This window comes from Arcicella rosea (assembly GCF_014204325.1).
Taxonomy (GTDB): Bacteria; Bacteroidota; Bacteroidia; order Cytophagales; family Spirosomataceae; genus Arcicella; species Arcicella rosea_A.
The window spans coordinates 1-11120 of sequence record NZ_JACHKT010000010.1; the positions used below are offsets into that span (position 1 = coordinate 1).

The window sequence follows — 11120 nt, forward strand, 5'->3', positions numbered from 1 at the left end:
ATCAAAATTGTCAGGAGTCTCCATAAATAAATTGTGACTGTAAAAATAAAAAAATAAACTTAAATTTAAACTGACACAGTTTGATGAACAGACTCTCAATTGATGACACAAAATATCTCTCAGGAATCACTATACATCTCTTCGATGACACAAAATATCTCTCAGGAATCACTTTACATCTCTTTGATGACATAAAATATCTCTCGGGAATCACTTTTTATCTCTTCGATGAGATAAAACATTTCTCAGGAATCACTTTACATCTCTTCGATGACACAAAATATCTCTCAGGAATCATAAAATAAGTCTCTGATGACATCAATTGTGATTAATGGTTTTTATAAAATCTAATTAATGTTAATAAAGAGGATTACAAATCAGGAAGCTAAGGAGTGGTTTTTTCGGTGTTATATCGCTGGTGCACAACCATAATTAGCTTTTCACAAACATAAAGTAATACTTGAAATAAAAAAAGAAGAGGATTATTTATTTCACAAAAAAAATCCCTTTCTCTGAATGAGAAAAGGATTATGTTCAAATTTTATACTGAATAGTTAATGGTTTTCTGATAACCGATAACAGTCAAGGGTTAAAACAGACTCAAAAACTTTTTAGGAACTATTGTTTCAAAGTACATTTCTTCATCTGTAATTGGATGAACAAAAGAAAGTACCCAAGCATGTAACCCTAAACGACCAATTGGGTCGGTTTTAGCACCGTACTTTTCATCGCCCACAATCGGATGACCAATGTCTTTCATGTGTACTCTGATTTGGTTTTTGCGTCCTGTCTCCAAATTCACTTTTAGCAAAGTATTAAATTCCGTCGCATTAATGGTATCGTAATGCGTAATGGCTTCTTTTCCTAAAGCTGGATTTGAAGTAGAATACACTGTTAAAGCCTTACTTTCTACTAAATAAGAACGAACCGTTCCAAGTGGATATTCGACATTTCCTTCCACCACTGCCAAATATGTACGTTGTTGAATGGTTTCATTCCAAGATTCCTGCAAAAGTTTTTGTATTCTTTCGCTTTTGGCAAACATCATCAAACCCGAAGTTTCACGGTCGAGGCGATGTACCACAAAAATTCTGTTGGCGGGGTCTTGTTTCTTTACGTGGTCACTCAAAGTACTGTAAGCATTGTACAGTTTTTGTTTTTCGGTAGCGATAGAAAGGAAGCCTTCTTGTTTTTCAATAATGATTAAATATTGGTCTTCATAAATAATCGTCAGTCCTTTGTACTTCTGAATTTCTGGAGCTTTAGAGCTTTTAATATTCACGCTCTGCCCTACTCTCAACTTATAATTATACTGGGTTTCAGCTTTGTTGTCAACCAATACTTGTTTGTCTCTTAAATACGACTTTATATTATGACGGCTTTTATGTGGCATTTTATCCAATAAAAAAGTCATTAATTCAGCAGGTTCGCTTACTTCAAAATACACTTCTGCTTTTTTTGTATCTTTTGGATTTCGTTCACTAACTCTTCTATCCGTTTCTTTCATCTTTCAACACTGTTTACTGTTTTCCAAAAGTTAATCTCATTTGGTTTTGCAAAGGTACAAAAAATAGAAGTTTATTTTCAATAATCTCATCCAAGCACAGTTTGAAAGCCAATGTTAGAACTTGTATCCAATTGAATATTTTACTATGTTTATTCGTTCAATGAAAAAATCAACAACAATATGAAAAAAATATTTTTTATCCTCTTACTATCTATCAAAGTAATGACTGGTTATGCTCAAGGAATGAGCAACGCTGGGACAATACTTCAAGACGTTAACGGAAAGCCTATTCTTTCAAATAATTATGTAGAAGTAGAAGGAAACCCATATTTACCCGAACAGTGGACAGTTGGAAGTATTAAGTTGAAAAATGGTGGCATCATTAATTATAATGCTTTAAGATATAATATGGCATCGGGCGAACTCGAATTTCAAAGAAACGACCAAGCTTTTGTGTTAACTAATCTTTTTGATGAGTTTACGCTCATCAACGCAACGTTTAGAAAAGGCTTTTCTAGTATCGACGGACAAAGTAATAATAGTTTTTACGAAGTTTTATATGATGGCAAATTAAAATTATTGTGTTTCAAAAATGCGGTGATGTATGAGGAAAAGCCTTATAATTCGGCAACAAAAATCAAGAAATTTTTATACAATACTTATTATTATGTTTATAAAACTGATGGCACGATGGTAAAAGTCAAAAAAGACAAAAAGGCTATTCTTGCTATTTTGAGTGATAAGTCAAGCCAATTGGAAGAGTATTTCAAAAAAGAAAATATCAAAATCAAAGAATGGAGTGATGTTGCAAATGTGTTGGCTTATTATGAAAAATTATAGCATGAGTATTTAAAATAAATCGTTGTAAAATGCCTCTATTTGCTCGAAAATAGAGGCATTTCTTATTTAATACAATAATTTGATAACAAAGAGTATGAAAAGGAGTTATACAAAGACGATTAATTTCTACCTGCTTATTAAATTATCTATTCAACATTTTCAACTCCATAATGCCAAAACTTTCTATTAACGATAAATTTATTGATTTCTCTGATTACGGACGACCTATTGCTAGTTTTCTTGCCCTTCATTTATCAAGGTTGAACGTCAATGCTATCCAAGTAACTTTTACTTTCTTTTTGGCTGGTATCGCTTGTGTTTATTGTATTCAAACACATCATTTTGTATTGGCTGCTTTGTTTTTAATGCTCAAAAACATTTTGGATGCCGTGGATGGCGAAATCGCTAGAATCACGAAACATCCTTCGATTATTGGTAGATATTTAGATTCTATTTTTGATTTTATCATTAACCTGCTGATTCTCTGGAGTATTCTCAGCATCGAAAGTTCATCAAAGCTTACTTTTTTACTTGCCTTTTTCGGGATTGAATTCCAATGTTCTATTTATAACTATTATTATGTAATTTTGAGGAGACGCTTGAACAATGATGAGACAAGTCGTATTCTTGAATTTAGAAAGCCAATCAGCTATCATTACGAAAATCAGAAAATAGCCAATGTTTTACATGCCACATTTTTGTGTTTATATGTCGTCTTCGATGCACTGGTATTAGTTTTAGACAAGCCTGCTCTTTTTGTAAAGCAATACCCAAAATGGTTTATGAGTTTACTCTCTTTCTTGGGTTTGGGCTTTCAGTTACTCATCATTTGTAGTTTACTTTGCTTAGGGTTAACTGAAATGATACTGCCTTTCTTTGCTTGGTACAGTATTTTCGGTTTATTTGTGATTTTAATCAGAAAATTACTAGTGAAGTAAATGTAATACCTTTATTTCCTCAAAAGATGAATTTAACCTCAGAGTTAGGTAAAACTGAATATTGGTTTATCGCTATATTTTTTATTTTGTACTTAATTTATTTAGGACGAGTTTTTTGGATAGCAAGAAGGCTAAAAACCACAGCACGCTCAAGTATTTTGAAATTCTTTTTAAGAACCATCTATTTTGGCTTAATGTTGTTAGCATTGTTAAATCCATCATTTGGTGAATTGAATGAAGCAACAAAAGCAGTAAGTAGAGAAATATTTTTTCTGGTAGATGTTTCAAAATCAATGGATGCTACAGATATTCAGCCCAGCAGAATTGAAAAAGCGAAATTTGAGATTAATAGAGTAATCAATCAATTTCCGAATGATAGAATTGGCATTATTGTCTTTTCAGATGAAGCGATTTTACTATCACCACTTACTTTTGATAGAAATGCCATCAGCTTGTTTGTCCCGAAAATTAATACAAATTTGTTAACTGGCGGAGGTTCACAGATAAATCCTGCACTTGAATTAGCGTATAATCGTTTCCAAAAATCTAAATCAAAAAATAAATCAAAAGTAATCGTATTAATAAGTGATGGTGAATTTTCGGATGAATATGACAGAAATATCATAGGGCAAATCAAGCAAAATCGTATTAATTTCTTCTCAGTAGGCATTGGAACGAGTGAAGGTTCAGCCATTAAAGAAGAAAATACCTTTAAAAAAGACAGTGATGGAAATATTGTTATCACCAAATTAGATAACAGTTTATTGAAAAAAATCACAAACGAAGCTAAAGGTAAATACCTAGAAATTAGCAATATATCGAATAGTTTAACAGAGCTAATTACCGAAATAAATCTAATCACAAGTACAATTTCAAGTAACCAACAAATCAATGTTGCTGTAAATAAATATTTTTATTTTCTAATCATTGCATTATTTTTGCTCGGAATTGATGTTTTCTTCACGGTGCGAACCTTTCAATTATAGTGTTGGAATAGCACGTTTTGAAAATTAAATAACGAAAAAAATGATATTATTGATTAATTTTAATTTGTCAAATTTTAAAAATCACTAAATATTATTCAACTTTGTTAAATCAATTCGTCTTATACATTTTTCTTTGGATACTTGATAACGGCTCTTTTTCAAAAGTAAACAATAGAAATAGAGCCAAAATTGAGGCAACAATTGCATTTAGGAAAGGTAATTATCGTGAAGCGGCAAACCAGTATCTTATTTTATCAAAACAATCTATTTTTACACCTCCAGAAGTATCTTTAAATTATGCACACGCTCTTTTTGAGGCCAAAGATACGCTTGCTGCCCGCCAAATATATGCTCGATTAAGTGGACTAAAAGAAGCCAAACTAACATCAACTACTTTAGTTCAATTGGGTTTAATATTTTGTAATCAGCAAGACACTGCTAAAGCATTGACACTTTTCAAGCAAGCTTTAGTGATGATGCCCGAAAATAATATCGCTAGGTTTAACTATGAATTATTGAAAAGGAAATTCAAACCTAAGCAAGAGCCACCTAAACCGCCGCCGCCCAGCAGTCAAAAAACGCCTCCTAAACCTCCTCCTCAGGAAAATGCTGAAGTAGCAAAAAATGAAAACCAACAAGAGTTACTTAGAACATTGAAAAACTATGGCTTAACAGTGGACAAAGCAAAAACCATATTGGATGCCATGAAAAATAGTGAAATCCAATATATACAGCAACGTCAAAAAGCTACCAAAAACCCTAATAAAACAATAACAAAGCAAAACTGGTAAGAACCGCATTTATGAATACACAGGAAGTTTATATCATTTCGGCCGTTAGAACGCCAATTGGAAGTTTCGGAGGAGTATTATCTAGCCTATCGGCTACTCAATTAGGAAGTATCGCTATCAAAGCGGCTGTTGAAAAGGCAAAAATCAAGCCTGAAAGTGTAGAAGAAGTAATAATGGGCAATGTTGTCTCTGCCAACTTGGGGCAAGCTCCTGCTCGCCAAGCAGCTTTAGGTGCTGGTCTTTCAGTACAGGCTAGATGTACAACCATCAATAAAGTATGTGCTTCGGGTACAAAATCAATTATGTTGGCTGCACAAAGTATCATGCTTGGTATTTCGGATATTGTAGTAGCTGGTGGAATGGAAAGTATGTCGAATGCACCATTCTATGTTCCAAACGCAAGATTCGGTTATAAATTTGGCTCATCAAGTTTTATCGACGGACTAGAAAAAGATGGTTTGACTGATGTTTATGAAAACTGTTCAATGGGATTTTTTGCCGATAGAACCGCTCGTAAATATGGAATTAGCCGTGAAGCACAAGACAATTACACCATTGATTCTTACAAACGTGCAGCTGCTGCAGCTGAGAGTGGTTCTTTTGCTGGCGAAATTGTTCCTGTTGAAGTAAAAACAAAACAAGGAAGTATTCTTGTTACTGAAGATGAGGAATTCAAAAAAGTAAAATTTGAGAAAATTCCAGATTTAAAACCAGCATTTGAAAAAAGAGGAACTGTTACTGCTGCAAGTTCATCCAACCTAAGTGATGGTGCTTCGGCTTTAGTATTGATGTCGAAAAAGAAAGCTGATAAATTGGGGTTATTACCAATCGCCAAAATTATTGGTATGGCAGATGCCGAACAAGAACCTGAATTCTTTACAACTACGCCAACTGTAGCTTTACCAAAAGCCATCAAAATGGCAAATTTAATCAAAGAAGAAATTGATTATTATGAAGTAAACGAAGCTTTTGCTGTTGTACCTTTGGCTTTTGAGAAAATCTTGGATATTCCGCACAAAAAAGTAAATGTACATGGCGGTGCAGTAGCTTTAGGACATCCACTGGGTGCATCTGGTGCTAGAATTGTAACTTCTTTGATTTACATCTTAAAACAAAAAGGAGCAAGATACGGAGCCGCTGGTATTTGCAACGGTGGCGGAGGAGCATCTGCTATTGTCATTGAAAGGATGTAATCTCTGAAAGTTGATGGTAATTTTGCAGAAATTATTTCAGAAAATAGCATAAATAAGCGGATTAAAATCGCAAAAAAACATAATGAACGTAATTAAAAACACAAATTTTAATTTTCCGAATCAAACAAATTTTTACAAAGGAAAAGTACGTGATGTATATTCTTTTGATAATCTTTTGGTGATGGTTGCCTCTGACAGAATTTCAGCATTTGATGTAGTTTTACCTAGAGCAATTCCATTTAAAGGACAAGTTTTAAATCAAATTGCGGAACATTTTCTGAATGCCACCAGAGAAGTAGTTCCAAACTGGCTTGTTGCAACGCCAGACCCAAATGTAAGTGTTGGTTTGAAATGCGAAACATATCCTGTAGAAATGGTTGTTAGAGGCTATTTGGCTGGTCATGCTTGGCGTACTTACAAATCAGGCTTGCGTACTTTGTGCGGAGTAACTTTACCAGAAGGTTTGAAGGAAAATGACAAATTACCTACGCCAATTATTACGCCAACTACCAAAGCTCATGAAGGACACGATGAAGATATTTCAAGAGAAGAAATTCTAGCAAATGGATTAGTTTCTGAAGCAGAATACATCCAACTTGAACAATATACATTAGCACTTTTTGCAAAAGGTACTGAAATGGCTGCTGAACAAGGCTTGATTTTAGTAGATACTAAATATGAATTTGGGAATAAAGACGGACAAATCACTTTAATCGATGAAATCCATACGCCAGATTCTTCTCGCTATTTTTATGCTGATGGATACCAAGAACGCCAAAACAATAACGAATCACAAAAACAACTTTCAAAAGAATTTGTACGTGAATGGTTAATTGCAAATGGTTTTCAAGGTAAAGACGGACAAGTTATTCCTGAAATGACTGACGAATGGGTTAATCAAGTTTCTGAACGTTACATCGAGCTTTTTGAACAAGTAACAGGCAAAAAATTTGTAAAAAATAATTCCGAAGACATTTTAACCAGAGTCGAAGAAAACGTAAACAGTTATTTAAAGTCTTTGTAGGAAGTAAACAAGAAATTACAACAATTTATGGAATTTAAGGTAGAAAAAAACGAGCAGTACGCTCTTATTGAACTTAAAGAAACTGCCTTAACGCAGGAAAATTACGCTGATTTAGAAAAAGTGGTTCGACAGCTTTTCAGAGAAGGCTATGGTAATATTATCATTGGATTTGATAGTATTACTGAATTAGATGGACATGGTATTTCTATCATTCGTAAAGCCAATAAAATTTGCTTGAATGAATTAGGATTATTGATTATCGTTACAAAAAATCAAGAAATTATTGACCAGTTAGATGCTGCAAAAATTGAAGATTTAACAGTAATGCCAACTGTTCAAGAAGCAATTGATGCTGTTTATTTGAATGAATTGGAAAACGATTTCCAATCAGACGAAGACGATGAATACGACCACGGCGAATACGGCGAAGGTGGTGCTGAGGAAGATTATTAATAAAAGAAGAGGTCAGTCTAAAAACTGACCTCTTTTATAACAAATCAATATTTTGAGTTGTTAAACTAATATTGATTTAACAACTTTACAATCCATAAACAATCTTGAGTTTTCAACTAACTATCCTAGGTACGGGTTCTGCCACACCCGTTTTAACGAGAAACCCAACGGCTCATCACCTACAGATTGAGCAAGAAGGCTATCTGATAGATTGTGGAGAAGGTACACAAAACCAATTACTTCACTATAAAATCAGAACAACAAAACTCAAATATATTTTCATTACACATCTTCACGGTGATCATTTCTTTGGTTTAATCGGGCTTTTATCTACTTTAAATATGCACCGAAGAATTGAAGATTTATGGATTTTCGCACCAAAAGGACTGGCAGAAATCATCACAATTCAATTAAAATATTCTGATACTCGACTGAACTTTAAAATACATTTTACTGAAACTCAAACAGAAAAAAGTTACCTTCTTTTTGAGAATGACAATGTTACAATCACGACCATTCCACTGATTCACAGAGTACCATGTTGTGGCTTTTTGTTCAGAGAAAAAAGGAAGAAAAGGAAAATCGTAAAAAATACAAAACCTGCGGATTTGACTTTTGAAGAAATCAAAATGTTAAAAGACGGTGAGGACATCTTTCATCTTGATGGTTCAGTGAAATATAAAAACGAAGACTATACTACTCCTTCTCTAAAAAGTTCCAGTTATGCTTTTTGTTCGGATACGCTTTTCAATGAATCAATTATTGACATTGTTAAAAATGTTGATATGCTATATCATGAGGCAACTTTTTTAGATGAATTATTACCAAGAGCTACGCAGACCAATCATTCTACCACCAAACAAGCTGCCTTAATTGCCAAGAAAGCAAAAGTAGGCAAGCTTATTATTGGGCATTATTCTTCAAGATATAAGGAACTAGAAACACATTTGGCCGAAGCTCGTGAAGTATTTATGAATTCTTATTTAGCCATCGAAGGCGAAATACATAAGGTTCGTGACATAAAAGCCTAAGTCATCTAATGAGGTTGACCCAACCTTTGAATTCCCGTTTGGTAAATTTTAATAAGTAATAATATTCCGCAGAAGCATACTCCCCGCCAGTCCATCTAAAATTTCTATCTTTCGATTCATAAACCATTCCACCCCAACGGTCGAAAATTTGGATAAACTCAAATTTTTCAAAACAGTTATTTTCTGGCAAATCTGTTAGTGAAAAGTACTCGTTCTTTCCATCACCATTAGGCGTAAAAACATTCACAGGCTTAAAGTTATCATAACCTACCAATTTACTTTTTAGCACAACATTTACCGAAACAGTATCAAATCGATTCGGATTACAAGAATTATCTTCTGTAATAAAATCAATTACATAATTTGCTTGGTCTTTTCCTTCAAGTAAACTACAATCAACTTTCCATGAAAAAGGATTGATGATTTTAGCAATACCATTTTTATTAGTCCAAACTGCCCCTACTTTAGTCAAATCAAAACCTTTTCCTACAGCATATAATTTTATTGGGTCTGCGTCTGGGTCTTGTGCAGTAACATCAAAATTAATTGGCTGAGCATCCGTGCCATCTAGGATAATTTCTATTTCATTTTTCGCCAAAGAAGTCAGTACATTTGGTGCGAGGCTAGGAATGGGCAAGGCCTTTAAATTTACCGAAATACTATCTTTCAGATTTCTGTTACAACGGTTATCAACAATAAAAAAATCTACGATATAATCATTACTCCTAACGGCATTACAATTGGGAGTCCAAGTAAAAGGAGAACTAACAGTTCCTAATCCTGTTACAGAGCCAAAATTCATTCCAATATCAGCAAGATTGAATCCTCTTCCTTTGGCTGTGATTGTAATATTATCATTGTCTATATCTTTCCCGAACAAATTAAATTTTAATTGCTGATTAATGACAACCTCTCCTTTTCTATTTTGTAAATCAGTTGAAATATTTGGTCGATTATTCAAATCGGGTTCAACAATTACCTTTACTCTTAAAGTACTTACCAAAGGTTGCGGACAGCCATTATCCCAAGCAATCAAATCAAATATCAATGGTTTCCCATCAAAACTAGCTGTACAGGCATCAAAGCATAATTCAGCTCTAAGTGTATCTTTATAAGTATTTGTACGAATTGAAGTAGGAGAAAGTGTATAAGAACCTGAAAAATTATTGGGAATAATTTTTAAGTTTAGCTCTTGATTAGGGTCTAAATCTGTCTCTAAAATACTTAAACATTTTTGTTGGTTAGCCTTAATTGTTATGGTTTGATTGATGTCATAAAAGTCTGTTTTACCTTTTTCTCTCAGAAAACTTAGCGGTGCATTATTGGTAGGACAATCAATTACTTTCAACTGAAAATCCCTTCTCACCTCTCCTATTTTCTTTCCATTTCTAAATTCTTCGGTTAAAACACAAAAAACATACAAACCTAAAAGGTCTGTTGTTACAGAAAGTTGTCCAGTTCTAGGATTTACTCTTAATGGTTGTGGGCCTGGAATCACATTATTCACACCATAACCCGCTTGCCAGCGAACAAGGGGATAATTACTACTGGCAACTGGAAAATCTGGTTTTGGGTTTTGTGTGTTAGAAAAGCCATTTAATGGAGTAACTAAACTATAAACCAAACTATCTTTATCGGCATCAGTTGCACCAAAATCAAATACAAATGGACGACCACGACAAATATAATCGCCAGTGAGTTTACCAAATAATGGAGAAGAATTTTCGAATGTTTTTCCATCTTTTATTAAGGCTGGAAATGCCAAATAAAATACAGACCCAGCTGCTTCTGGACTCTGAATATTGGTAATTGTATTATTTCTACAGCAGCGTTCCCATACAAAATAATAACCATCTGGATCATTAAAGTTCTCTGGAAGTAAGTATATATAACCACTGTAGCGAATCAATCTAGTTCTTACTGAATTATTCTGAACACAATTCGGATTAGAAAAACCTATCAAACTATCACTGATAATGGGTAAAGTGGCTACACCTTGATATGCGTTATCCCTTTTTCTATACACCACCAAAGAGACTGTGGGATCTTTTGCACCAACATTACCATTAATATCATCAAAATACAAATTAAGGCTTAAACGATGAGTAGCATTAGGTAGGTTTTTAACTACTTGTAATTCAATCTCACCCCCAACAATATGCGTAGCATTAGCTTGGAGTATTGAAAACAGCAATAATAACAATGAGAGTAAAGTTTTTTTCATACAGCTAAAACAGGAGTTTTTACAAATTATTGATTCATATACTTACTTTACTAGTCTATTGACAAAATAAAAGTAATAAAGGTTGTTTTCAATTTTACTCAAAAATTGAAATTCTGAGGTCTTTCAAAATTTT

10 protein-coding genes are annotated in these 11120 nt (G+C 33.5%); 8 read left to right on the forward strand and 2 right to left on the reverse strand.

The window, feature by feature from the left end:
* Nucleotides 1-589: 589 nt before the first annotated feature.
* Complete coding sequence (locus tag HNP25_RS08450) at nt 590-1507, reverse strand: RluA family pseudouridine synthase (RefSeq protein ID WP_184133266.1); 918 nt, start codon at nt 1505-1507, stop codon at nt 590-592.
* Between the two features lie 180 nt (nt 1508-1687).
* Here HNP25_RS08450 and HNP25_RS08455 point away from each other — a divergent pair, with 180 nt between their 5' ends.
* The 8 genes from HNP25_RS08455 to HNP25_RS08490 all read left to right on the forward strand — a co-directional run bounded on the left by HNP25_RS08455 (nt 1688) and on the right by HNP25_RS08490 (nt 8763).
* Nucleotides 1688-2347: a hypothetical protein gene (locus tag HNP25_RS08455; RefSeq protein ID WP_184133269.1), complete on the forward strand. Its 660-nt coding sequence runs from the start codon at nt 1688-1690 to the stop codon at nt 2345-2347.
* Between the two features lie 170 nt (nt 2348-2517).
* Nucleotides 2518-3285 (forward strand): CDP-alcohol phosphatidyltransferase family protein, encoded by a 768-nt coding sequence (locus tag HNP25_RS08460; RefSeq protein WP_184133271.1) that lies wholly within the window; start codon nt 2518-2520, stop codon nt 3283-3285.
* 26 nt (nt 3286-3311) lie between these two features.
* Complete coding sequence (locus HNP25_RS08465; protein WP_184133274.1) at nt 3312-4271, forward strand: vWA domain-containing protein; 960 nt, start codon at nt 3312-3314, stop codon at nt 4269-4271.
* A gap of 101 nt (nt 4272-4372) precedes the next feature.
* On the forward strand, nt 4373-5062 hold the full coding sequence (locus HNP25_RS08470; RefSeq protein WP_184133277.1) for a tetratricopeptide repeat protein: 690 nt from the start codon (nt 4373-4375) through the stop codon (nt 5060-5062).
* A gap of 11 nt (nt 5063-5073) precedes the next feature.
* Nucleotides 5074-6255: an acetyl-CoA C-acyltransferase gene (locus tag HNP25_RS08475; protein ID WP_184133280.1), complete on the forward strand. Its 1182-nt coding sequence runs from the start codon at nt 5074-5076 to the stop codon at nt 6253-6255.
* A gap of 82 nt (nt 6256-6337) precedes the next feature.
* Nucleotides 6338-7279: a phosphoribosylaminoimidazolesuccinocarboxamide synthase gene (locus tag HNP25_RS08480; protein WP_184133282.1), complete on the forward strand. Its 942-nt coding sequence runs from the start codon at nt 6338-6340 to the stop codon at nt 7277-7279.
* A 27-nt stretch (nt 7280-7306) separates the two neighbouring features.
* Nucleotides 7307-7732 carry an anti-anti-sigma factor gene (locus tag HNP25_RS08485; protein ID WP_184133285.1) on the forward strand — a complete coding sequence of 142 codons (426 nt, stop codon included), beginning with the start codon at nt 7307-7309 and terminating at the stop codon, nt 7730-7732.
* A gap of 104 nt (nt 7733-7836) precedes the next feature.
* Nucleotides 7837-8763 carry a ribonuclease Z gene (locus HNP25_RS08490; RefSeq protein WP_184133288.1) on the forward strand — a complete coding sequence of 309 codons (927 nt, stop codon included), beginning with the start codon at nt 7837-7839 and terminating at the stop codon, nt 8761-8763.
* Between the two features lies 1 nt (nt 8764).
* Here the strand turns inward: HNP25_RS08490 and HNP25_RS08495 are convergent, their stop codons facing one another.
* On the reverse strand, nt 8765-10987 hold the full coding sequence (locus HNP25_RS08495) for a T9SS type B sorting domain-containing protein (protein WP_184133291.1): 2223 nt from the start codon (nt 10985-10987) through the stop codon (nt 8765-8767).
* Nucleotides 10988-11120 lie beyond the last annotated feature (133 nt).